General features: G+C 69.5%; 22 protein-coding genes and 1 pseudogene. 4 read left to right on the forward strand and 19 right to left on the reverse strand.

Annotation, left to right across the window (positions count from 1 at the left end):
• From ACODTB_RS23775 to ACODTB_RS23850, 16 genes and pseudogenes are all read right to left on the reverse strand, one after another.
• Window positions 1-269: pseudogene (locus tag ACODTB_RS23775) on the reverse strand (hypothetical protein); the annotation flags it as partial.
• 29 nt (window positions 270-298) lie between these two features.
• Window positions 299-1,666 carry an LLM class flavin-dependent oxidoreductase gene (locus tag ACODTB_RS23780; protein WP_291115336.1) on the reverse strand — a complete coding sequence of 456 codons (1,368 nt, stop codon included), beginning with the start codon at window positions 1,664-1,666 and terminating at the stop codon, window positions 299-301.
• 1 nt (window position 1,667) lies between these two features.
• On the reverse strand, window positions 1,668-2,465 hold the full coding sequence (locus tag ACODTB_RS23785; protein ID WP_291115338.1) for a MetQ/NlpA family ABC transporter substrate-binding protein: 798 nt from the start codon (window positions 2,463-2,465) through the stop codon (window positions 1,668-1,670).
• Window positions 2,466-2,645: 180 nt separating this feature from the next.
• Entirely contained in the window at window positions 2,646-3,323 is a 678-nt protein-coding gene (locus tag ACODTB_RS23790; protein ID WP_291115340.1) for a methionine ABC transporter permease, read from the reverse strand.
• Window positions 3,316-4,356, reverse strand: coding sequence for a methionine ABC transporter ATP-binding protein (locus ACODTB_RS23795; RefSeq protein WP_488929816.1), 1,041 nt, complete (start codon window positions 4,354-4,356; stop codon window positions 3,316-3,318). The genes ACODTB_RS23790 and ACODTB_RS23795 overlap by 8 nt, the downstream gene beginning before the upstream one ends.
• Window positions 4,357-4,495: 139 nt before the next feature.
• Window positions 4,496-4,711 carry a TOBE domain-containing protein gene (locus ACODTB_RS23800; protein WP_291115344.1) on the reverse strand — a complete coding sequence of 72 codons (216 nt, stop codon included), beginning with the start codon at window positions 4,709-4,711 and terminating at the stop codon, window positions 4,496-4,498.
• 41 nt (window positions 4,712-4,752) lie between these two features.
• Window positions 4,753-5,559, reverse strand: coding sequence for an ATP-binding cassette domain-containing protein (locus tag ACODTB_RS23805; RefSeq protein WP_291115347.1), 807 nt, complete (start codon window positions 5,557-5,559; stop codon window positions 4,753-4,755).
• Between the two features lie 4 nt (window positions 5,560-5,563).
• On the reverse strand, window positions 5,564-6,526 hold the full coding sequence (locus ACODTB_RS23810) for an aliphatic sulfonate ABC transporter substrate-binding protein (RefSeq protein WP_291115349.1): 963 nt from the start codon (window positions 6,524-6,526) through the stop codon (window positions 5,564-5,566).
• A 25-nt stretch (window positions 6,527-6,551) separates the two neighbouring features.
• Entirely contained in the window at window positions 6,552-7,442 is an 891-nt protein-coding gene (gene ssuC / locus ACODTB_RS23815; protein WP_291115351.1) for an aliphatic sulfonate ABC transporter permease SsuC, read from the reverse strand.
• Window positions 7,439-7,819 carry a VOC family protein gene (locus ACODTB_RS23820; RefSeq protein ID WP_291115353.1) on the reverse strand — a complete coding sequence of 127 codons (381 nt, stop codon included), beginning with the start codon at window positions 7,817-7,819 and terminating at the stop codon, window positions 7,439-7,441. Before ACODTB_RS23820 ends, ssuC begins: the two co-directional genes overlap by 4 nt.
• An 11-nt stretch (window positions 7,820-7,830) precedes the next feature.
• Window positions 7,831-9,069 (reverse strand): FMNH2-dependent alkanesulfonate monooxygenase, encoded by a 1,239-nt coding sequence (locus ACODTB_RS23825; RefSeq protein WP_291115355.1) that lies wholly within the window; start codon window positions 9,067-9,069, stop codon window positions 7,831-7,833.
• An 11-nt stretch (window positions 9,070-9,080) separates the two neighbouring features.
• On the reverse strand, window positions 9,081-10,046 hold the full coding sequence (locus tag ACODTB_RS23830) for a sulfonate ABC transporter substrate-binding protein (protein ID WP_291115399.1): 966 nt from the start codon (window positions 10,044-10,046) through the stop codon (window positions 9,081-9,083).
• A 142-nt stretch (window positions 10,047-10,188) separates the two neighbouring features.
• Window positions 10,189-11,223, reverse strand: coding sequence for a sulfonate ABC transporter substrate-binding protein (locus ACODTB_RS23835; RefSeq protein WP_291115357.1), 1,035 nt, complete (start codon window positions 11,221-11,223; stop codon window positions 10,189-10,191).
• A gap of 119 nt (window positions 11,224-11,342) precedes the next feature.
• A complete protein-coding gene (gene ssuE, locus ACODTB_RS23840; protein ID WP_291115359.1) occupies window positions 11,343-11,927 on the reverse strand; it encodes an NADPH-dependent FMN reductase in 585 nt (194 codons plus the stop codon).
• 54 nt (window positions 11,928-11,981) lie between these two features.
• Window positions 11,982-12,995, reverse strand: a complete 1,014-nt coding sequence (locus ACODTB_RS23845; protein WP_291115361.1) for a sulfate ABC transporter substrate-binding protein — start codon at window positions 12,993-12,995, stop codon at window positions 11,982-11,984.
• Window positions 12,996-13,086: 91 nt separating this feature from the next.
• On the reverse strand, window positions 13,087-14,010 hold the full coding sequence (locus ACODTB_RS23850) for a LysR family transcriptional regulator (RefSeq protein ID WP_291115363.1): 924 nt from the start codon (window positions 14,008-14,010) through the stop codon (window positions 13,087-13,089).
• A gap of 115 nt (window positions 14,011-14,125) precedes the next feature.
• Here ACODTB_RS23850 and ACODTB_RS23855 point away from each other — a divergent pair, with 115 nt between their 5' ends.
• Genes ACODTB_RS23855 through ACODTB_RS23865 form a run of 3 tightly spaced genes read left to right on the forward strand, consistent with a single transcriptional unit; the run spans window position 14,126 to window position 17,285 of the window.
• Window positions 14,126-15,139 carry a Bug family tripartite tricarboxylate transporter substrate binding protein gene (locus ACODTB_RS23855; protein ID WP_291115365.1) on the forward strand — a complete coding sequence of 338 codons (1,014 nt, stop codon included), beginning with the start codon at window positions 14,126-14,128 and terminating at the stop codon, window positions 15,137-15,139.
• 2 nt (window positions 15,140-15,141) lie between these two features.
• Window positions 15,142-16,446 carry an FAD-dependent oxidoreductase gene (locus ACODTB_RS23860; protein WP_291115367.1) on the forward strand — a complete coding sequence of 435 codons (1,305 nt, stop codon included), beginning with the start codon at window positions 15,142-15,144 and terminating at the stop codon, window positions 16,444-16,446.
• Window positions 16,447-16,448: 2 nt separating this feature from the next.
• Entirely contained in the window at window positions 16,449-17,285 is an 837-nt protein-coding gene (locus ACODTB_RS23865) for a shikimate dehydrogenase family protein (protein WP_291115402.1), read from the forward strand.
• Between the two features lie 10 nt (window positions 17,286-17,295).
• On the opposite strand, the gene ACODTB_RS23870 is transcribed toward ACODTB_RS23865, so the two are convergent.
• Both ACODTB_RS23870 and ACODTB_RS23875 read right to left on the reverse strand, forming a co-directional pair.
• Window positions 17,296-18,936 (reverse strand): FAD-dependent oxidoreductase, encoded by a 1,641-nt coding sequence (locus ACODTB_RS23870; RefSeq protein WP_291115369.1) that lies wholly within the window; start codon window positions 18,934-18,936, stop codon window positions 17,296-17,298.
• 2 nt (window positions 18,937-18,938) lie between these two features.
• Window positions 18,939-19,922 carry a Bug family tripartite tricarboxylate transporter substrate binding protein gene (locus tag ACODTB_RS23875; protein ID WP_488929817.1) on the reverse strand — a complete coding sequence of 328 codons (984 nt, stop codon included), beginning with the start codon at window positions 19,920-19,922 and terminating at the stop codon, window positions 18,939-18,941.
• Window positions 19,923-20,053: 131 nt separating this feature from the next.
• Between ACODTB_RS23875 and ACODTB_RS23880 the strand changes: the two genes are divergently transcribed.
• A complete protein-coding gene (locus ACODTB_RS23880; RefSeq protein ID WP_291115373.1) occupies window positions 20,054-20,977 on the forward strand; it encodes a LysR family transcriptional regulator in 924 nt (307 codons plus the stop codon).
• Between the two features lie 6 nt (window positions 20,978-20,983).
• On the opposite strand, the gene ACODTB_RS23885 is transcribed toward ACODTB_RS23880, so the two are convergent.
• Window positions 20,984-21,628: a 3-oxoacid CoA-transferase subunit B gene (locus tag ACODTB_RS23885; protein WP_291115375.1), complete on the reverse strand. Its 645-nt coding sequence runs from the start codon at window positions 21,626-21,628 to the stop codon at window positions 20,984-20,986.
• Window positions 21,629-21,634: the final 6 nt, after the last annotated feature.

Raw genomic sequence — 21,634 nt, forward strand, 5'->3', positions numbered from 1 at the left:
CGTTGCGAAGCCTCGCCGGGCCACCGGCCCGTCTGCGTTTCGCGCCTTGCGCAGGACTTTTTTGATCCGCAACGCATCTTGGAAAAATGGGGCGAGCAGGCCCTGATGTTGCCGGGCACCTTCAGGTCGAACAGGTCGGCGCCATGCTGCGCGTTGTCGAAGGCGTAGGCGGCGGTCTGGTAGATCGGCACGGCCACGGCCTTGGTGGTGGGGTCGGGCCGGTAGCCGGCGTGCACCGAGCGGGTTTCGAATTTCCAGTCTGCGGACATCGGTTTTTCTCCTTGTGGTGGTGGGACGTTCAGGCGGTGGCGGGTTCGCGCGCCGTTTGAATGGCGGCGGCGGCCGGGTGGGCGGGACGTTTCAGGCCCAGGTGATCGCGCAGGGTGCGGCCGCTGTACTCGGTGCGGAACAGGCCGCGCCGCTGCAGCTCGGGCACGACAAGCTGCACAAAATCCTTCAGGCCGTGGGGCAGCGTGGGCGCCAGCACGTTGAAGCCGTCGGCCGCGCCGCTGGTGAACCAGTGTTCGAGCTGGTCGGCGATGGACTCGGCCGTGCCCACCACCGTCCAGTGGCCGCGCGCGCCGGCCACGCGCTCGTAGAGCTGGCGGATCGTCAGGCCGTCGCGGCGCGCGAGGCCGGCGAACAGTTCCTGGCGGCTCTGCCAGCCTTCGGTCACCGGCAGGTCCTGCGGGAACGGGCCGTCCACCGGGTATTTCGAGAGGTCCACGTTGCCGAGGAAGGTGGAGAGCAGGCCGACGCCGAGCACCGGGTCGATCAGGGACTGCAGTTGCTCGAACTTCTCGCGCGCTTCGGCCTCGCTGCGGCCCACGAAGGGCGAGATGCCGGGCAGGATCTTCAGCGCGTCGGTGGAGCGGCCGTAGGCGGCCAGCTGGCCCTTGAGGCGGTTGTAGAACTGGCGCGCGTCATCGGCGGTCTGCTGCGCGGTGAACACCACCTCGGCGCTGGCGGCGGCGAGGTCCTGCCCGTCGCCGGACGAACCGGCCTGCACCAGCACCGGGTGGCCCTGCGGCGAGCGGCGGGTCTGCAGGCCACCGTGCACCTTGTAGTGCGCACCGTCGTGCGCCACGCGGTGCAGCTTGGCGGGATCGAAGAAGCGGTTGCGGGCCTTGTCTTCGATGAAGGCGTCGTCTTCCCAGGTGTTCCACAGGCCTTTGACGACCTGCACGTACTCCCGCGCGCGCTCGTAGCGCTGGGCGTGGGCGATCTGCTGGTCCAGCCCGAAGCTGCGGGCCTCGAAGTCGCTGCCTGAGGTGACGAGGTTCCAGCCCGCGCGGCCACCACTCAGCTGGTCGAGCGTGGCGTATTTGCGGGCCAGGTGGTAAGGGGGCAGGTAGGTGCTGGAGACCGTGGCCACCAGGCCGATGTGCGTGGTGCTCTGCGACAGCGCGGCCAGGGTGAGCAGCGGATCCAGCGGGTACCAGAGGGCGTTCTTCGCCACCCCTTCGTCGGGCGGGCCGGGCAGGCCCACGTTGTCGGCGAAGAAGATGGCGTCGAACTTCGCGGCCTCGGCCAGCTGCGTCCACTCGGTGAGCGCGGCGATCTGGCCGCCGGCCGAGGGCACCACGTCCGGGTGCCGCCAGGCGGCCAGGTGGTGACCGGCGCCGAAGAAGAAGGCACCGAGGTGCATCTGGCGAGGGGAGGTCATGTCAAAACCCGGCCAGGACCGAGCCCTTGAACTCGGTCTGGATGAAGGCCTTGACTTCGGCCGACTGGTAGGCCTTCACCAGTTTGGCGACCCAGGGCTTGTCCTTGTCGGCCTCGCGCACGGCGATCAGGTTCACGTACGGGCTCTTGGCGTTTTCCTGGGCGATGGCGTCCTTGCCCGGGTTCAGGCCGGCGGAGAGCGCGTAGTTGGTGTTGATGGCCGAGGCGTCGAGGTCGTCGAGCGAGCGCGGCAGTTGCGCGGCGTCGAGCTCCACGAACCTGAGCTTCTTGGGGTTGCTCACCACGTCCAGCGGCGTGGCCTTCAGACCGGCTTCGGGTTTGAGCTTGATGAGGCCCTGGTCCTGCAGCACCAGCAGCACGCGCCCGCCGTTGGTGGGGTCGTTCGGGATGCCGACCTTGCCGCCTTCGGGCAGGTCCTTCAGGCTCTTGACCTTCTTGCTGTAGATGCCGATGGGGAAGTTCACCGTGTAGCCGACGGCGGTGAATTTGTAGCCGCGGTCCTTGATCTGGTTGTCCAGGTAGGGCTTGTGCTGGTAGCTGTTGGCGTCCAGGTCGCCGGCGGCGAGCGCGGCGTTGGGCTGCACGTAGTCGCTGAACTCGACGATCTGGATCTTCAGGCCGTCCTTCTCGGCGATCTTCTTCACCTGCTCGAAGATCTGCGCGTGCGGGCCGGCGGTGACGCCGATCTTGAGCGGTTTGTCCTGCGCGAGCGCGGGCGCGGCGAAGGCAGCGGCCAGCGTGAGGGCCAGGGTGGATTGGAGCAGTTGCCGTTTGATCATTTCAGGGTTCCTTGTGGTTGATAAAAGTTTTCAAAGCGCACGAAACAACACTTCCGGAGCGTGTGCCTCGATCCAGAGGCATCAAGGGACGGCTCCGCCGGCCCAAGATGCCGTCCCCCCTCCAAGCGCCGAAGGCGCGCAAGTGAGGGGGGAAGCCGCGCAGCGGCGCAGGGGGGTGTTTCATTTCTTGTTCAGGCGGCGCACCAGCCAGTCGCCCAGGCTTTGCACCGCCTGCACGAAGACGATGAGCAGCAGCACCACGGCCAGCATCACCTCGGGCAGGAAGCGCTGGTAGCCATAGCGGATGCCGAGGTCGCCCAGGCCGCCGCCGCCGATGGCGCCGGCCATGGCCGAGTAGCCGGTGAGGCTGACGAGGGTGATGGTGAAACCGGCCACGATGCCGGGGAAGGCCTCGGGCAGCAGCACCTTGAAGACGATCTGCGGGGTGGTGGCGCCCATGGCTTGCGCGGCTTCGACCAGCCCGCTGTCCACCTCGCGCAGCGAGGTTTCCACCAGGCGCGCGATGAAGGGCGCGGCGGCGATCGTCAGCGGCACCACGGCGGCGGCCGTGCCGATGGACGAGCCGGTGATGAGGCGCGTGAACGGGATGATCGCGACCAGCAGGATGATGAATGGCGTGGACCGCACGGCATTGACGATGCCGCCCACGGTGCGGTTGAAGGCCGCGTTCTGCAGCACGCCGCCGTGGTCGGTGAGGCGCAGCAGCACCCCCAGCGGCACGCCGATGAGCGCACCCACGGCGCCGGAGATGCCCACCATCACCAGCGTCTCCCAGAAGGAGAGCACGAAGAGGTCGAGCAGGGCCGGCGGGAACCAGGTTTGCAGCTGTTCAAGCATGGGCCACCTCCTGCACCTGCACGCCGGCGCCACGCAGGTGGCTCACGGCGGCTTGCAGCTGCTCTTGCGCGCCACGCGCCAGCACGGCCAGCGTGCCGAAGGGATGGCCCTGCACCTCGTCGATCTGGCCGTGCACGATGTTCAGGTCCAGCCCGAAGCGGCGCACCAGGTCGGAGAGCAGGGGCTGGTCGGACTCGACGCCGGCGAACACCAGGCGCAGCAGGCTGGCCCGCGGCTGGCCCGGCACGCCGAGCAGGCCGCGCACGCGCTCCAGCACATTGGCCGGCAGCTCGCGCGGCACCACGTCGTCGAGCAGGCTGCGCGTCGTTTCGTTCTGCGGGTCGCTGAACACCTTGAGGGCCTCGCCCTGTTCGACGATCTGCCCGGCCTCCATCACCGCGAGGCGGTGGGCCACCTGCTTGATCACCTGCATCTGGTGCGTGATGAGCACGATGGTGAGGCCCAGCTCGCGGTTGATCTGCTGCAGCAGCGCGAGGATGGAGCGGGTGGTTTCGGGGTCGAGCGCGGAGGTGGCTTCGTCCGAGAGCAGCACCTTGGGCTGGCTGGCCAGGGCGCGGGCAATGCCCACGCGCTGTTTCTGCCCGCCGCTGATCTGGGCCGGGTAGCGGTCGGCCAGCGCGCCCAGGCCCGCGAGTTCGAGCAGCGGGTTCACGCGCGCCTTGATCTGGTGGCGCGAGAGGCCGGCGAGTTCGAGCGGCAGCGCCACGTTGTCGAACACGGTGCGCGAGGTCAGCAGGTTGAAGTGCTGGAAGACCATGCCGATGTCGCGCCGGGCTTCGCGCAGGCCGGCGGCGTTCAGCGTGGTGAGGGAGCGGCCGGCGACTGTGACCGTGCCCTGGCTGGGCCGGTTGAGCAGGTTGATGGTGCGCACCAGCGAGCTCTTGCCCGCGCCGCTGCGCCCGATCACGCCGAAGACCTCGCCGCCGCGGATCTGCAGGTCCACGCCGCGCAGGGCGTGCACCGGCCCCTTGGGGCCGCGGTAGGTCTGGTGGATGTTGTCGAGAAGGATCACGAGGAAATGCCAGGAACGAGGGGGAGTTCGCCAGGGGCACCGCGGAACTGGCTTTGCCAGGCCGCTGGTGTCGTCCCTCCTCCCAGCGCCGAAGGCGCGCCAGAGAGGAGGGAAGCCGCGAAGCGGCGCAGGGAGGTGTTCACAATTTCGCGATGGAGACTTCGGTGGACTTCACGAGCGCGACCACTTCCGAGCCCACCTTCAGGTCCAGGTCGTTCACCGAGCGGGTGGTGATGACGGAGGTGACGATGCCCCAGGGCGTTTCGACATCGACTTCGGAGACGACGTCGCCCTTGATGATTTCCTTGACTTTGCCCTTGAACTGGTTGCGCACGTTGATGGCTTGGATGGACATGGTGTTTTCCTTGGTTTGAATGAAGTGGAGGGAGCAGGGATTCAGACGGCCCAGCGCAGGGCGTGGGCGGGTTGGGTGGGCCAGACCGGGTCGTTCGACGGTGGCGCGCTGTCGGGCACCTGCAGCACGCGGTCGAGGATGCGTTTCTCGATCGCGGCGAAGGTGGCGTCACCGCGCGAACGCGGGCGCGCCAGCGGCACGCGCTCGTCCAGCGCGATGGCGCCGTCTTCGATCAGGATCACGCGGTCGGCCAGGGCCACGGCCTCCTGCACGTCGTGCGTGACGAGCAGGGCGGTGAAGCCGTGGCGCTTCCACAGGCCTTCGATGAGTTCGTGCATTTCGATGCGGGTGAGCGCATCGAGGGCGCCCAGCGGCTCGTCGAGCAGCAGCAATTGCGGCCGGTGCACCAGGGCGCGGGCCAGCGAGACGCGCTGGCGCTGGCCGCCCGAGAGCTTGGCCGGCCAGTCGTTGAGGCGGTCGCCCAGACCGACCTGGCCGAGCACGGCCTCGGCGTCGGCCTTGCGGTCCTTGGGCAGGCCCAGGGCCACGTTGTCGACCACGCGTTTCCAGGGCAGCAGGCGCGCGTCCTGGAACATGATGCGGGTGTCGTCGTGCAGGCCGTCGACGTTCTTGCCGTCGAGCAGCAGCTCGCCGCCGCTGGCCGGCTCCAGGCCGGCGATGAGGCGCAGCAGCGTGCTCTTGCCGCAGCCGCTGCGGCCCACGATGGCCACGAACTCTCCGGGCTCGATGGTGAGCTGGTTGTCGCGCAGCACCTCGCGCGCGCCGTAGCGCTTGCTGAGGTGGCGCAGCTGCACGCGCACGCCGTGGGTGTCGGTCTTCTCGCTCATGCGTTCACCCCTGCGGTTTGAACAGCGCGACGTTCACGGCGTCGACGCGGCGCGGCAGCAGCTTCTCGGCCAGGAAGGCGTCGGCGATCTTCTGCTGCTCGGTGATGTTCTGCGGCGTGACCGGGCGCACCGCGTAGCTGCGGCGGCCGTTGGCCTGTTCGACGATGGCCGCGTCCAGGCCCCAGAAGGGCGCGAGCAGGGCGGCGGCTTCCTTGGGGTTCTGCTTGACCCAGCGGCCGGTCTTCTCCAGCTCGGCGTAGATCACGCCGAGCACGTCGGGCCGGGCCTGCGCGAAGCGGGTGCTGGCCAGGTAGTAGCGCTGGTACGAGGCCAGGCCGGTGCCGTCGGCGAGCACGCGCGCGCCGGCCTGCTTCTGCGCGGCGGAGAGGAAGGGGTCCCAGACCACCCAGGCGTCCACGGCGCCTTTCTCGAAGGCGGCGCGGCCATCGGCCGGCGTGAGGTACGCGGGCTCGATGTCGGCGAAAGACAGGCCGGCTTTTTCCAGCGCGGCGATCAGCAGGTAGTGCGCGCCGGCGGCTTTCGCGAAGGCCACGCGCTTGCCCTTGAGTTCGCTCACGCTCTTCAGCGGCGAGTCGGCGCGCACCACGATGGCCTGGGCCGTGGGCGAGGGCGCCTCCTGCGCCACGAAGGTGAGCTGCGCGCCGGCGGCCTGGGCGAACACCGGCACCGTGTCGGCCACGTCGGCGCTGAAGTCCAGGTTGTCGAGGTTGAGCGCTTCGAGCAGCGGCAGGCCGCTGGTGAACTCGTGCCAGCTCAGCGTGGCGCCCAGCGGCGCGAGGCGCTGTTCCAGCGTGCCCTGCAGGCGCAGCACGGCGATCAGCGTGGACGATTTCTGATAACCCAGGCGCACGGCGCGTGGCGCGTTGCCCTGGGCCAGGGCGGCACCGGCGGCGAGGGAACCCAGGGCGCCCAGCGCGGCGCGGCGATTGAAGAGGGAGTGCGTCATGGTGGTCGTTCTCGTTGGATGGGGTTCAGGGGTTCTGGTAACCGGGGTGCCAGCGCAACCAGTAGCGTTCGAGACCACGGGCGAACACGTCGGCCAGCTTGCCGAGCGCGGCGTAGAGCAGGATGCCGACGAGCACGATGTCGGTCTGGAGGAACTCGCGGGCGTTCATCGTCAGGTAGCCGATGCCGGCCTGCGCCGAGATGGTCTCGGCCACGATCAGGATCACCCACATCAGGCCGAGCGAGAAACGCAGGCCGACCAGGATGGAGGACAGCGCGCCGGGCAGGATGATCTGGGTGTACAGGCCCCAGCGCGAGAGGCCGTAGGTGCGGCCCATCTCGATCAGGCCCGGGTCCACGTTGCGGATGCCGTGGAAGGTGTTGAGGTAGATCGGGAAGAACACGGCGACGGCGATCAGGAACAGCTTGGCGACTTCGTCGATGCCGAACCATAGGATCACCAGCGGGATCAGCGCGAGCGCCGGGATGTTGCGCACCATCTGGATGCTGGAGTCCAGCAGCGTTTCGAAGAAGCGCACCGAGCCGGTGAGCAGGCCCAGCGCCAGGCCCAGGCCGCCGCCGACGGCCAGGCCGATCAGGGCGCGGCCGGCGCTCACCTTCACATGGGTCCAGAGTTCGCCGGAGACGGCCAGCGTCCAGAACGCGGCGACCACGTCCAGCGGTGCGGGCAGCACGCGGGTGGACAGCCAGCCCAGCGAGGACGAGAGCTGCCACAGCACCACCAGCAGCACCGGCACCAGCCAGGGCAGGAAACGCTGCCAGAGGCCGCGCAGCAGCGGGCCGAGGAAGGCACCGGCGCCACGGCCGGGCAGCAGGCCCCAGCCGGGCGCGTCGATGGTGTCGGGCACCGGGGTCACCGGGGCCTCGCGGAGGGTCTGGGCCTGGGCTTGCGTCATGTGGCGCTCCCTTGTTGCGAATGGTCGGGTTCGAGGAATTCCAGCGGGTTGCCGGCGGGGTCGTTGACGAAGAAGCGCAGGTGGCCAGGCAGCGGCCGGCTTTCGTCGATCTCCAGCCCGGCGTCGAGCAGCCTGGCGCGGAAACCGGGCAGGTTCTGCACCTCGAAGGCCAGGTGCGAGGGCGAGGGCGAAGGGGTCCAGTTCGGCACGGGCACGAGGTCCACGCGCTGCGAGGCGGCGTAGAAGCGCAACGCGTTGCCACCGCCCAGGCGGAATTCCTTCAAGCCCAGCAACTCGCCGTAGAAATGCCGCACCAGCGATTGCTGGCCAGCCGGGAAGCCGAGCTGCACGTGGTGGATGGAATGGATGGTGCTCATGGCAGGGCTCCTCAGCTTTGGGCGGTGCGCGGCACGAACACGTTGGCGACCGTCTCGCCGAACGGGCCGGTGAGCGCGGGGCCGGGCAACTTCTCGCGCAGCTTGCGCGGCAGCAGCGGGAACACGAGTTCGGCGAAGCGGTAGGCCTCTTCGAGGTGCGGGTAGCCGGAGAAGATGAAGTTCTCCAGACCCAGCTCGGCGTACTCCTGGATGCGAGCGGCCACGGTCTCGCGGTCGCCCACCAGGGCGGTGCCGGCACCGCCGCGCACCAGGCCCACGCCGGCCCACAGGTTGGGGCTGATCTCCAGGTCGGCGCGGGTGCGTTTGGCGCCGCCGGCGTGCAGCGCGGCCATGCGGCGCTGGCCTTCGGAATCCATCTTGGCGAACGCGGCCTGCGCGCGGTTCACCACGTCGTCGTCGAGTTTGCTGATGAGCGCGTCGGCGGCGGCCCAGGCCTCGGCGTCGGTCTCGCGCACGATCACGTGCAGGCGGATGCCGAACGTAATCGGGCGGCCGGATCGGGCGCTGGGCCGCCCCAAGCCCGATTGCACCCCCTCGGGGGGCAGCGCAGCGTGGGGGCTGTCGTATTTGGCGGCGCGGGCCTTCACGTCGGCCACTTTCTTCGCCACCTCCGCCGGGGGCTCGCCCCAGGTGAGGTAGGTGTCCACCTGTTCGGCCGCGAGCTCGTGCGCGGCTTCGGAAGAACCGCCGAAGTACACCGGCGGGTGGGGGTGCTGCAGCGGCGGGAAGAACAGCTTGGCGCCCTTGACCTGCAGGTGCTGGCCGTCGTAGTCGAAGGTCTCGCCTTCGTGGCTGCGCGTGAGGATCTCGCGCCAGATGCGGATGAACTCGGCCGACTGCTCGTAGCGCTGCGCGTGGTCCAGGAACACGCCGTCGCCTTCGAGCTCGGCGCGGTCGCCGCCGGTGACGAGGTTGATGAGCAAGCGGCCGTTGGAGAGGCGGTCGAAGCTGGCGGCCATGCGCGCGGCCAGCGCCGGCTGGTGCAGGCCGGGGCGCACGGCCACCAGGAATTTCAGCCGCTGCGTCACCGGCAGCAGGCTGGCGGCCACCACCCAGGGGTCTTCGCAGGAACGGCCGGTGGGAATCAACACGCCTTCGTAGCCCAGGCTGTCGGCGGCTTGCGCGACCTGCTTGAGGTAGTCGTGGTTGAGCTGCCGCCCGCCCTGCGCCGTGCCGAGGTAACGGCTGTCGCCGTGGGTGGGGATGAACCAGAAGATGTTGAGACCCATGGCCGCTCCCCTCAGCTCGCGTTCACCGCAGCCTCAAGCACGTTGATCTTTTTCGGGATCAGCTTGAGGTTGAAGAAGGTGTCGGCGATGACCTGCTGTTCCTGCAGGATGGCCCTGGTGATGGGGCCGGTGCCGTAGACCTGGCGGGTCACGGAGCGGTCCACCACCGGCTTGGGCAGGCCCCACAGCGGCGCGAACTCGGCGGCGAGTGCATCGCGGTTGGCGCTGCCCCACTGGTCGAGCTTGTTGATCTCCTCGATCACGATCCTGATCACGTCGGCGTTCTTCGCCGCGTAGTCCAGCGTGGAGAAGTAGTAGGCGCGGTTGTTCACCACGCCGGTGGCGTCGGCCAGGATGCGGCCGTTCAGGCCCACCTCGGCGGCGGCCAGGAACGGGTCCCAGATCACCCAGGCGTCGACGGCGCCTTTTTCGAAGGCGGCGCGCGCATCGGCCGGCGGCAGGAAGACGGACTGCACGTCGTCGTACTTCAGGCCGTTCTTCTCCAGCAGCTTGACCAGGAAGTAGTGCACGTTGGAGCCCTTGTTGTAGGCGACCTTCTTGCCTTTGAGGTCGGCCACGCTCTTGGTGGCCGAGTCCTTGGGCACGAGCACGGCTTCGGTGGCGGGGCGCGGCACGGTGGCGGCCACGTAGGCCAGCGGTGCGCCGGCGGCCTGCGCGAAGATGGGCGGGGCTTCGCCCACGTCGCCGAAGTCGATCGAGCCGACGTTGAGTGCTTCGAGCTGCACCGGGCCGGCGGTGAATTCGGTCCAGCTGATCTTCACGCCCAGGGGCGCGAGGCGCTGTTCCAGCGTGCCCCGGCCCTTGAGCAGGCTCAGGAAGCCCTTCTGGTGGCCGACGCGGAACACGCGGTTGGCGGTCTGGGCCTGCGCGGGCAGGCCGGGCAGCGAGGCGAGGGCGGCGGCGCCCACGCCGGTGAGGACGAAGCGGCGGCGGTTGGAGAAATCGTTGTGGCTCATGGTGGTGGTGTTCTTTGAAAGGGTCAGGACGCTGCGCGCTTTCGCGGCGGCGATGCTCCAGGAGGCCGCGGTGACGGCCAGCAGCTGGGCGATGTGGCGGCGCAGGTCGGCCGCACTGAAGGGCTTGGACATGGCGGGCGCCTCAGGGCTGGGCGACGACGACGGCTTCGTTGACCTTGATCGCCTTGGGGATCAGCTTGAGTTCGAAGAAGGTGTCGGCGATCTTTTGCTGGTCGGCGGCCACGGCGGGCGTGATCGGCTTGACGTTGAACTCGTAGCGCTGCAGCGCGAGCTCGACCACGTCGACCGGCAGGCCTTGCAGCGGGGCGATGAGTTCGGCCGCCTGGCGCAGGTTCTTCTTGAGCCAGATGCCTTGCGCCACGGAGTCTTCGAACAGGGCTTCGATCACCTTGGGGTTCTTGCTGACGAAGTTGCGCGCGCCCAGGTAGTACTGGTAGTTGTTGACCACGTTGCCCGTGCCATCGGCCAGCACGCGGGCGCCGGTGGCTTTTTCGGCGGCGGCCTGGAACGGGTCCCAGATCACCCAGGCGTCCACGTTCCTGCTTTCGAAGGCGGCGCGTCCGTCGGCCGGGGCCAGGTAGACGGGCGTGATGTCGGTGATCTTCAGGCCGTGTTTTTCCAGTTGCTTCACCAGCAGGTAGTGCACGTTGCTGCCCTTGTTGAGCGCGACTTTCTTGCCCTTGAGGTCGGCCACCGACTTGATGGGCGAGTCCCGGGTGACGAGGATGGCCTCGGCGCGCGGTGCGGCGGGGTCGTGGCCGAAGTAGACGAACTGCGCGCCGGCGGCCTGCGCGAAGATGGGTGGGGCTTCGCCCACGTAGCCCACGTCCACCGCGCCGACGTTGAGGCCTTCGAGCAGCTGCGGGCCGGCCGGAAACTCGACCCACTTCACGCCGAAGCCCAGCGGGGCAAGTTTTTTCTCCAGCGTGCCTTGCGCCTTCTGCAGCACGAACAGGCTGGCCGACTTCTGGTAGCCGATGCGCAACTCGCCCTTTGCCTGGGCTTTGGCCTCGGGCACCGGCAGCAACAGCAGGGCCAGGCCGAAGGCGGCGATGACGAAGACCAGGAAGCCGATGGCCCATTGCTTCAGGCGGCTGAAGCGCGAGGGCTCGACCGGCACGCCGGCCTCGGGGTGGTGTTGAAACAGTTCACTCATGATCATTTCCTCTGTGACGAAGGCGCAGGCAACAGCCGTCCAGGCCACCTGCGCGGTGGCTGAAAAAAACGAATGGGGATGCGGGCGGGATCGGCCGGGTGGTCCCGGCTCGCAGCGGCTCAGACGCTACATCGCACCTGGGCGAACGGCACGGGCGCGAACCCGGCCGCGACCGGCATTCGCAGGCCTTCGTGGAGGAGGGTGTTCACGGCGTCGTCCAGCCGGTCACCGATCTCGGTGCCGACGTGGTACTGGCCTTCGGTGTCCTTCGGGATCTGCGCATCGGTGGCGTAGACCCCGGGAAGGATGTGCCGCGCCGCGAGCGACTGCAGCACGGGGCGCAGCGCGTAGTCGAGCGCGAGCATGTGGTGCGGGCTGCCGCCGGTGGCCAGCGGCAGCACCACCTTGCCCTTGAGGGCGGATTGCGGCAGCAGGTCCAGGAAGACCTTGAGCACACCGCTGTAGGCGGCCTTGTAGACCGGGGTGGCCACGACCACGGCGCGCGCGGTCTCGACCTGGCTCAGCGCGGCGCGGATGGACTTGTGGCCCACGTCGGCCAGCAGCAGCGCCTGGGGGGACAGGTCCCGGATGTGCAGGCGTTCGATCAGCGCGTGGCGCAGGCCCAGCCGTTGTGACACCGCATCGAGCAGCGCCGCCGAGCGCGAGTGCTCGGACGGGCTGCCAGCGATCAGGAGAATGGACACGGTGCGGTTCCCTGAGACGTTGTGCGTGCTTGGTGTGTGACAGCGCGAGGCTTCTTACTTCTTGGTGTAGATCTGGTCGAAGCTGCCACCGTCGGAGAAATGGACCTTGGCCGCTTTCTCCCAGCCGCCGAAGGTGTCCTCGATCTTGAACAGGTTGATCTTGGGCAGTTGCTTGGCGTACTTGGCCTGGGCCTTGGCCGAGGTCGGGCGGTAGAAGTGCTTGCCGATGATGTCCTGCGCCTCTTCGGTGTACAGGAACTCCAGGTAGGCCTGGGCCACGGCGCGCGTGCCCTTCTTGTCGACGTTCTTGTCGACGATGGTCACGGCCGGCTCGGCCAGGATGGACAGCGAGGGGTAGACGAAGTCGACCTTGTTGCCGAATTCCTTCTCCAGAAGGTAGGCCTCGTTTTCCCAGGCGATCAGCACGTCGCCCTGGTTGCGCTGCGAGAAGGTGATGGTGGAGCCGCGCGCGCCGGTGTCGAGCACGGGCACGTTGTTGTAGAGCTTGCCCACGAACTCCTTGGCCTTGTCGTCGCTGCCGTACTTGCGCTTGGCGAATTCCCAGGCGGCGAGGTAGTTCCAGCGCGCGCCGCCGGAGGTCTTGGGGTTGGGGGTGATGACCTTGACGTCGGGGCGGATCAGGTCGTCCCAGTCCTTGATGTTCTTGGGGTTGCCCGCGCGGGTCACGAGCACGATGGTGGAGGCGTAGGGCGTGCTGTTGAGCGGCAGGCGCTTCTGCCAGTCCTTGGGGATCCAGTTGCCGTGGTCGTGCAGGGCGTCGGTGTCGCCGGCCAGGGCCAGGGTGGCCACGTCGGCGTCCAGGCCGTCGATGATGGAGCGGGCCTGTTTGCCCGAGCCGCCGTGGCTTTGCTTGATGCTCACGTCCTGGCCGGTCTTGGCCTTCCAGAACTTGGTGAAGGCGGCGTTGTACTCGACGTAGAGCTCGCGCGTCGGGTCGTACGACACGTTGAGCAGGGTCACCGGCGCGGGCTGGGCCACGGCGGTGAGCGCGCTGGCGGTGAGGGCGGTGGCAGCGAAGGCCTGGATCAGTTGGCGGCGGGTGGTCATGTCGTTCCTCATGGGGATGCGTTGAAGGGATGCCGGATGATCCTTTCAAAGCCACGGATAAGGAACGAATGGTTTTTTGGTTGTTTATTACTTAAACATCTGAGCTGACGTTGTCCTCGGCCGATCCACGCCGGATCGAGCGAAAGCCCTGGCGGATGCGCTCGACCAGCGCCTGTTCCAGCGCCGAGCTGGGGAAGTTCGGGTTGCGCACCATGTACACCTTGCTCGAAGGCGCTTTCCTGACCGGGCGGAACGCCAGCCGGTCGTGCGGCCAGGCGCGCGCGGTCAGGCTGTCGACCACCGCCACGCCGGCGCCGGCCGCCGCCAGCGCGCAGGCGACCTGGCCGGAGCGCACTTCGATGCGCTGGCGGCCCGGGTCGATGGCGCGCGGGTAGGCCTGGGCCACCATGCGGCCCTGCGGCGTGTCGGGGCTGAAGGCGATCAGCGGCTCCTTCACGATCTCGCGCAGCGAGACCGCGCTTTCCTGCTCGAAGCGGTGGCCTTTCTGGAACACGCAACTCAGCGACCACGAGCCGATGGCTTCGGTGACCAGGGGCGGGTGGTCGATGGGCAGGCTGCTGAAGCCCACGTCGGCCTCGCCGATGGAGAGCAGGCGCACCATCTCGCGCACCAGCTGCGATTCCACATAGAAGCGCGAGTCCGGGTAGCGGGCCGAGAGCGAGGCCACCGCCTCGGGAACGATTTCCAGCAGCAGGCTGGGCGTGGCCAGCACGCGCACGGCCAGCCCGCCGCCGGACTTCAGGGCCTGGGCCCGCGCGTCGATGCGCTGCACGCCGCGGTAGACCTGCTCGACCTCGGCGTACAGCGCGTGCGCCTCGGGCGTGGGCTTGAGCCGGCCCTTGCCGCGCTCGAACAGGTTCACGCCGAGCTGCAGCTCGACGTGGCCGATCATGCGGCTGATGCCGGGCTGCGAGACGTGCAGCAGCCGGGCCGCGTCGGCGGTCGATCCGGTCAACATGGTGGCGCGGAACACCTCGATCTGCCGCAGGTTCATGGCCGTCCTTTCAAGCGATAACAGCATGTTATTGCATGCCATCGAATTGGTATTTGCCTGTTAGGGGTGCGGTTTCTACGATGCCGGCTTCCGACACCGATCCTGGAGACAACACATGACCTCGCCTTCCGCTTCTTCCTCGTCCCTCGTGCGCCGCCGCGCGCTGCTCTCGGGCGCTGCCGCATTGGGCTGCGCCGCTGCCGTCTGGCCCCAGGGTGTGCTCGCGCAGTCGGCCTGGCCTTCGCGCCCGGTGCGCATCATCGTGCCCTTCGCCCCCGGTGGCGGCGCCGACAGCTCGGCGCGCGTGCTGGCCGAGCTGTTCGCGGCCCAGCTGGGCCAGGGCGTGATCGTGGAGAACAAGCCCGGCGCGGGCAGCGCCGTGGGCGTGAACGCCGCCGCGCAGAGCAAGGACGGCCACACCCTGCTGATGGGCAGCAACAGCATGGTGATCAATCCCTCGCTGATCCCCAACATCGGCTACGACGTGGCGCGCGACTTCGATGCCGTGGGCATGGTCTCGGCCCAGCCGCTGGTGCTGGTGGTGCCGGCCAACTCGCCGCTCAAGAGCTTTGCCGAGGTGGTCGCCGAAGCCAAGGCCAAGCCCGGTCAGCTCATGGCGGGCAACAGCGGCAACGGCACGCTGGCGCACCTCGCGTCTGAAATCTTCGCCAGCCAGACCGGTACGACGATCACCCCGGTGCCTTACAAGGGCGAGAGCGCGCTCATGCCCGACCTGATGGGCGGCCTGGTCTCGCTGGGTTTCCTGAACCTGCCCAGCGTGATCGCGAACATCCGCTCGGGCCGGCTGCGCGCGCTGGCCGTGTCCTCGCCGAAGGAAGTGCCGGAGCTGCCGGGTGTGCCCACCTTCCGCTCGCTCAACCAGCCCAGCCTGGAAGTGCAGGGCTGGGCCGCGCTGTTCGCGCCCAAGGATTCGATTCCCGCCGAGGGCCTGGCCAGGCTGGAGAAGCTGCTGGCCCAGGCACTGGCCTCGGACGCGGTGAAGAGCCGCTTCGCCACGCTGGCCGTGTCGCCGGTGAGCCAGAGCCGCGCGGAGACCGTGAAGTTCATGAAGGCCGAGACCGAGCGCTACGCCGCCGTGATCAAGGCGCGCGGCATCAAGGCGGAGTGAACGTGAGCCCTGCCAACGGACGGGCACCGATGACGGTGGATGTGCTGGTGTGCGGCGGCGGTGTCGCCGGCACCATGGCGGCCGTGGCCGCGGCGCGCCAGGGCGCTTCGGTGCTGCTGGTGGAGCGCTACGGCTTCCTGGGCGGCAACGCCACGGGCGGGGCCGTGGCCCAGTTCAACAGCTGGCAGACCGAGAACGGCCGCCGCGTGATCGCCGGGCTGGCCAGCGAGGTGGTGGAGCGGCTGCGCGCCTACCAGGCGGCCGGCGAGCACGAGGTCTTCGTGATGTCCACCGGCCACCGCATGGACCGCGTGGCGTACGCGCCCGAGGTGCTCAAGCTGGTGCTCGACGACCTCGTGACCGAAGCCGGCGTGCAGCCCATGCTGCACGCCAACGTGTGCGACGTGGTGCGCGAGGGCGATCGCATTCGCGCCGTGCGCCTGCTCACCAAGAGCGGCGTGATCGAGGTGAACCCGCGCGTGGTGATCGACACCTCGGGCGACATCGACGTGCTGCACCGCGCGGGCGCGGACTTCCTGGAACTGGACGCGGGCGATGCCCTGCAGCCGGCCACCATGATGTTCCGCTTCGGCCCGATCGACTTCGCGCGCTTCGACGCGCTGGCGCCGGCCGAGGTGCAGGCCCTGGCGCGCCAGGGTTACGACAGCGGCGAGCTGGCGCGGGCCGCGCTGCACTCGTCGCGCGACCCGTATTCCCACGACGGCTGGTTCAACATCAGCCGCCTGGGTATCGATGCCACCGACGCCGGGGCACTCAGCCGCGCCGAGATCGACGGCCGCCGCCAGGCCTGGAAAGCCGCGGCCTACCTGCGGCGCGCCGTGCCCGGCTGCGAGGGCGGCCGCCTGCAGGCCTTTGCCACCCAGGTCGGCATCCGCGAGACGCGGCGCGTGCAGGGCGACCACGTGCTCACGGCCGAGGAACTGCTGCAGCCCGCGAGCTTCGCCGACGGCATCGCCTGTGGCGCCTACCCGATCGACATCCACCCCGCCGCCGGCGGTGAGCTGATCTACTCGGGCCTGGGCGCGGACCACGCCTACCAGATTCCCTACCGCAGCCTGATCCCGTCGGGCCTGTCGAACGCGCTGGTGGCCGGACGGGGCATCTCGGCCACGCACGCCGCGCTGGCCGCGATCCGCGTCATGACGATCTCGATGGCGGTCGGCCAGGCCGCCGGCACCGCCGCCGCCATGGCCTGCCGGGCCGAGGGGGCGCCGGATGTGCGCGCCGTGGACGCGGCGGCGCTGCGCGCCAGCCTGGTCGCGCAAGGTTCGCTGGTGGGCGGTTGAGCGTGCGCATCGATGGCCGCACCGAGCTGATCGCCCTCATCGGCCACCCGACCCACACGGTCAAGTCGCCGATGATCTACAACCCGTTTTTCGAAGCAGCCGGCATCAACGCCCTGGTGATGCCCATGGGCTGCCGGCCCGGGCACTTCGCCGCGCTGATGCGCAGCCTGTTCGCGCTGGAGAACACGCGCGGCGCGCTGATCACCATGCCGCACAAGGTCGCCACCCTGTCGCTGCTGGACGAGGCCAGCGTGGCCGTGAAGGTGGCGGGCTCCTGCAACGCAGTCAAACGCACCGGGGACGGCCGCCTGGTGGGCGACCTGTTCGACGGCGAAGGCTTCGTGCGCGGCGTGCGCCGCAAGGGCCTGGCGCTGGCGGGTGCGAGCGCGCTGGTGGTGGGCAGCGGTGGTGTGGGTTGTGCCATCGCGGCCTCGCTGGCCGGGGCGGGCGTGGGCACGCTGGCACTGTTCGACGCGAACGAAGCCTCGGCCCAGGGGCTGGCCGAGCGCCTGCGCCGGCACCACCCTGCATTGCAGGTGCAGGTGGGCAACAAGGACCCCCAAGGCGTCGACCTCGTGGTCAACGCCACGCCGCTGGGCATGAACGCGGGCGACCCCTTGCCACTGGACGTGGATCGCCTCTCGCCCCACACGCTGGTGGGCGAGGTGGTGATGAAGGCCGAGATGACGCCGCTGCTGCAGGCCGCGCGGGCCCGGGGCTGCGCGGTCCAGATCGGCACCGACATGCTGTTCGAGCAGATCCCGGCCTACCTGGAGTTCTTCGGCCTGCCCACGGCGACGGCGGACCAGCTGCGCGCGACCGCGCGGCTGGCCTACTGAGGGCCGCCGCTCACGCGCGGGCGGCGGCGTGCTGGTAGCCGGTGCGCAGCAGCGGGGTGAGGGCACCGAAGCGCGGCCACTCCAGCAGCACACCTTGCGCTTGCAGCAGCCGCTGGAAGTCCTGCAGCAGCTCGGGTTGGGCGCGCACCGCGCGTGGCGGTTCGGCCTGTTGCAAGGCGAAGGCGGCGAGCGAGCCTGCGGCTTCGCCGATGCTCCATTCGGTGGCGTGTTCGCGGTAGGCGCCGTTGGTCACGCGCGTGGTGCCGAGGTTCTTGCAGGCCGGCAACAGGTTCTCCACCCGCTGCGGCAGCAGGGCGCCCAGCGGAATCTGGAACGGGTACGCGTCGATGTCCACCGTGTTGCGCCCGCGCGTGCTGGGGTGCAGGTCGATGCGGTAGGCGCCGATACCCACGCTGTCGAAGAAGCGCTCCGCGCCGTCCTGCCCCGGCCGCGCGGCCACGCCGATGTGCTGTTCGAGCACCGTGAACTCGGCCTGGATGCGCCGGCCTTCGCGCCAGTAGACCTGCTGGGCCATGCCGTCTTCGGTGCCCAGCACGTCGCCTCGCAGGCGCAGGCCCGGGTAGCCCACACCGCCGTCGTGGCGCGGGGCCTCGGTCTGCATCCAGTAGAAGAAGCCCAGGCTGAACTGCTTGGCTTGCCGCAGCGCGTGCTGCTCCTCGGCCTCGGACACGCCGATCAGCGGCTGTTCCCAATAGTCCATCTGCGGCCAGTTGGCCAGCGTGATGTCGCTCTCGTAGGTGCCGGGCTGGAAGTGGCCACGCCAGGCGATGCGGCGCGCGTGCCAGAGGTCGTACACGCCGGGCGCATCGGTGTCGCCCGCGAACAGCGCGCGGGTGCGCGGCTGGTGGGTGACGAAGTCCGACAGCGTCCAGCTGTACTGGGCGTTGGGCCAGCAGTCCAGCTGCAGGGTGCGAAAGCGCTCGTAGCCCTCGGGCTTGTCGATCACGTGGTGCTCGCCGGGGCGGTGCTCCATGGCGAAGCACCAGGTCACGGCCTGCTGGTCCATCGGGTCGGCCTCGGGCAGGGCATGCGGCTCCTGCGTGACCGACTGCGCCTCGGCGCCCAGCACGTGCTCCGCGCCGGCCTGTTCCAGCAGTTCGCCGGTTTCGGTGGCGTCGATGAAGAGTTGCGCCTGCAACACGCCCTCGCGGCCCGTTCGCAGGTCGCGCAGTTCCAGCGCCCTGAGCCGGTCGCCTTCGCTGTGCGCGCGTTGCACGCGGTGCTGGCGCAGCACGCGCAACCGGCCGTCGTGTTCCCAGGGCGCGAGCAGTTCGTCGATCACCTTGGCGGCCACCCAGGGCTCGTGGCACAGGGTGCTCACGTTGCCCTGGCCCGGGTTCAGGCAAAGCGTGCGCCGCGCCTCGGGCGTCAGCGGCAGGTGCAGGCGGTAGTGCTCGCGAATGGCGCGGCGCAGCTGCGAGTAGCTTTGCGAGGCGTGCAGCGATTCGATCCACGGGTACTCGTCGGGCGGCACGGCCTGGGCCGTGAGCTGCCCGCCGAGCCACTGCAGCGCCTCCACCAGCACCACGCGCCGGCCCAGCCTCAGCGCGGCCAGCGCCGCCGACACCCCGCCCAGGCCGCCACCGACGATGGCGACCTCCGTGCTCCAACCGCTTGCCGTCACCGCCATGCTCACTCCACCTTGATGCCCATGCGTCGGATCGCTTCGCCGTAGCGCTGCGTGTCCGAGGCGATCAGTTTCTGGAACTCGGCCGGCGTGCCGCCGCCGGACTCCAGGCCGAGGCCGCTCAGGCGCTCGCGCAGTTCGGGCTGTTGCAGCGCGGCGTTGAGCTCGCGGTTGAGGCGCTCGACCACGGCGGCGGGGGTGCCTGCCGGCGCGAGCACGCCGAACCAGCCGATCACTTCGAAGTCGCGGATGCCTTGTTCGATCACCGTGGGCACGTCGGGCAGTGCGCTGCTGCGGGTGCGGGTGGTCACGGCCAGCGCGCGCAGCTTGCCCGACTGGATGTGGGGCAGGGCGCTGGAGGGAATCTCGAAGCCGACCTGCACCTCGCCCGACAGCAGCGCGGTGAGCGCCGGGCCCGAGCCTCGGTAGGGCACCTGGACCATGTCGGTGCCGGTGTCCTTCTTCAGGAACTCGGCCGCCAGCGCGGTGGTGGTCGCGCCACCGCCGCCGGCCGCGTAGTTCAGCGTGCCGGGCGCCTTGCGCGCGGCGTCGAGCAGTTCGCCGAGCGATTTCCAGGGCTGGGCGGCGGGGGCCACCACCACCACCGGCGTGGCCGCGAGCTTGATCACCGGGGTGAAGGCCTTGATCGGGTCGTAGCGCAGCGTGGGGTAGAGCGCGCCGCTGCCGGCGTGGCCGCTGGTCACCAGCAGCAGGGTGTGGCCGTCGGGCGCGGCCGAGGCCACGGCGGCGGCGGCGATGGTGCCGCCCGCGCCGGGCTTGTTGTCCACCACCACGGGCTGCCCGAGCACGCCGGTGAGTTTCTGCGAGATGGCGCGCGCCAGGATGTCGGCCGAGCCGCCGGCGGCAAAACCCACGGTGAGGGTGACGGGCTTGGCGGGCCAGGCCTGGGCCTGGGCCAGCAGGGCGGTCGAGCACAGGGCGGCGGCGAGGGCGGTGCGCGCCAGGGCGCGCCGGTGAAGCTTGAACATGTCTTGTCTCCTGAATGAATCCCGGTGTTCGGGCCGAGTGGGGAGATGCTAGGAGGGGTGCTCCATACGATCCAATACTTTTCTGCCAGTTCTGAATAACACGGGGTTATGCGTGGGCGACAATGCGGCCCATGAACCTGCGTCAGATCGAGGTGTTCCGCGCCGTCATGACCACCGGCTCCACCACCGAGGCCGCGCGGCTGCTGCACGTCTCGCAGCCGGGCATCAGCCGCCTGGTGCGCCACCTGGAGCTGCAGCTGGGCGTGGCCCTGTTCGAGCGCCGCAGCGGCCGGCTGGTGCCCACCGCCGAGGCGCGCGAACTGCAGGAGGAAATCGAGAAGGTCTACCGGGGCGTGCAGCACGTGCGCGACGTGGCGGCCCACCTGCGCTTCGGCACGCGCACCACGCTGCGCGTGCTCTCCAGCGCCAACACCGCGTTGCAGCTGGTGCCGCGCTGCATCGCCGCGCTGGTGGGCCAGGCCACGACCGCGCGCGTGCTGTTCGAGTCGCTGCCCACGCGCGAGATCGTCAAGCTGCTGGTGACGGAAGAGGCCGACGTGGCGATCTCCAGCGCGCCGCTGGACCACCCTGCGCTCGACATCGAGGAGATCGGCCGCTGGGAGCTGCTCTGCGCCTTGCCCGCCGGGCACGCGCTGCTGAAGAAGGCCAGGCCGTCGTTGGCCGAGGTGCTGGCCGGCCGCCTCGTGGTCTACAGCCCGGAGGCGCCGCAAAGCGCGGTGATCGACCACTGGATCGAATCGCACGGCGTGGCGCGCAACGTGGCGGCCGAGGTGCGCTCGGGCCTGGCCGCGTGTTCGGTGGCGGCCACCGGCGCGGCCGTGGCCTTCGTGGACGACCTCTCGGCCCGCGCCCACCGGCCCGAAGGCCTGGTGTTCACCGCCTTGCCGGGTTCACCCACCTTTCCCATCTTCGCGGTGCGCAACCGGCACCGCCCGCTCTCGCGGCTGGGCACCGCTTTCCTGCAGATCGCGCGCGAGCAGCTGGAGGCCCTGCGTGCGGCGCCGCTGCCGCTGCACAAGGCCGCGCTGCGCTGAGGACGCTCAGGCCGCCGCGATCGGCAGGCCCACGAGCCTTTCGAGTTCGGCGTGTTCCAGGCCCTCGACCTTGTCGATCAGCTTGAGGCCTTCGGGCGTGCAGGCCAGGGTGGCGAGGTCGCTGTAGATGCGCTTGACGCAGCCGATGCCGGTGAGCGGGTAGCTGCATTGCGCCACCACCTTGCTCGCGCCCTGCTTGGTGAGCAGGTCCATCATCACCCAGGTCTGCTTGGCGCCGATGGCCAGGTCCATCGCGCCGCCCACCGCCGGGATGGAGCCCGCTTCGCCGGTGCTCCAGTTGGCCAGGTCGCCGGTGGCCGAGACCTGGAAGGCGCCGAGCACGCAGATGTCCAGGTGGCCGCCGCGCATCATGGCGAAGCTGTCGGCGTGGTGGAAGAACACGCCGCCGGGCAGCAGCGTCACCGGCTGCTTGCCGGCGTTGATGAGGTCGTAGTCTTCCTCGCCCGCGGCCGGTGCCGGGCCCATGCCCAGGATGCCGTTCTCGCTGTGCAGCACCACCTCGATGCCCGGGGGCAGGTGGTTGGCCACCAGCGTGGGCTGGCCGATGCCGAGGTTCACGTAGGCGCCGTCGTGGATGTCCTGCGCCACGCGGTGCGCGAGTTCGTCCTTGGTTCTCCGGGTGTAGCTCATGGGGTC

It is taken from the genome of Hydrogenophaga sp. FG152 (assembly GCF_057809615.1).

What these genes read in the sequence shown, in the direction of transcription:
- ACODTB_RS23780 (WP_291115336.1), bottom strand. Translation starts at nt 1,666, where the DNA reads ATGACCTCCCCTCGCCAGATGCACCTCGGTGCCTTCTTCTTCGGCGCC.
- ACODTB_RS23785 (WP_291115338.1), bottom strand. Translation starts at nt 2,465, where the DNA reads ATGATCAAACGGCAACTGCTCCAATCCACCCTGGCCCTCACGCTGGCC.
- ACODTB_RS23790 (WP_291115340.1), bottom strand. Translation starts at nt 3,323, where the DNA reads ATGCTTGAACAGCTGCAAACCTGGTTCCCGCCGGCCCTGCTCGACCTC.
- ACODTB_RS23800 (WP_291115344.1), bottom strand. Translation starts at nt 4,711, where the DNA reads ATGTCCATCCAAGCCATCAACGTGCGCAACCAGTTCAAGGGCAAAGTC.
- ACODTB_RS23805 (WP_291115347.1), bottom strand. Translation starts at nt 5,559, where the DNA reads ATGAGCGAGAAGACCGACACCCACGGCGTGCGCGTGCAGCTGCGCCAC.
- ACODTB_RS23810 (WP_291115349.1), bottom strand. Translation starts at nt 6,526, where the DNA reads ATGACGCACTCCCTCTTCAATCGCCGCGCCGCGCTGGGCGCCCTGGGT.
- ssuC (WP_291115351.1), bottom strand. Translation starts at nt 7,442, where the DNA reads ATGACGCAAGCCCAGGCCCAGACCCTCCGCGAGGCCCCGGTGACCCCG.
- ACODTB_RS23820 (WP_291115353.1), bottom strand. Translation starts at nt 7,819, where the DNA reads ATGAGCACCATCCATTCCATCCACCACGTGCAGCTCGGCTTCCCGGCT.
- ACODTB_RS23825 (WP_291115355.1), bottom strand. Translation starts at nt 9,069, where the DNA reads ATGGGTCTCAACATCTTCTGGTTCATCCCCACCCACGGCGACAGCCGT.
- ACODTB_RS23830 (WP_291115399.1), bottom strand. Translation starts at nt 10,046, where the DNA reads ATGAGCCACAACGATTTCTCCAACCGCCGCCGCTTCGTCCTCACCGGC.
- ACODTB_RS23835 (WP_291115357.1), bottom strand. Translation starts at nt 11,223, where the DNA reads ATGAGTGAACTGTTTCAACACCACCCCGAGGCCGGCGTGCCGGTCGAG.
- ACODTB_RS23845 (WP_291115361.1), bottom strand. Translation starts at nt 12,995, where the DNA reads ATGACCACCCGCCGCCAACTGATCCAGGCCTTCGCTGCCACCGCCCTC.
- ACODTB_RS23850 (WP_291115363.1), bottom strand. Translation starts at nt 14,010, where the DNA reads ATGAACCTGCGGCAGATCGAGGTGTTCCGCGCCACCATGTTGACCGGA.
- ACODTB_RS23855 (WP_291115365.1), top strand. Translation starts at nt 14,126, where the DNA reads ATGACCTCGCCTTCCGCTTCTTCCTCGTCCCTCGTGCGCCGCCGCGCG.
- ACODTB_RS23870 (WP_291115369.1), bottom strand. Translation starts at nt 18,936, where the DNA reads ATGGCGGTGACGGCAAGCGGTTGGAGCACGGAGGTCGCCATCGTCGGT.
- ACODTB_RS23875 (WP_488929817.1), bottom strand. Translation starts at nt 19,922, where the DNA reads ATGTTCAAGCTTCACCGGCGCGCCCTGGCGCGCACCGCCCTCGCCGCC.
- ACODTB_RS23880 (WP_291115373.1), top strand. Translation starts at nt 20,054, where the DNA reads ATGAACCTGCGTCAGATCGAGGTGTTCCGCGCCGTCATGACCACCGGC.
- ACODTB_RS23885 (WP_291115375.1), bottom strand. Translation starts at nt 21,628, where the DNA reads ATGAGCTACACCCGGAGAACCAAGGACGAACTCGCGCACCGCGTGGCG.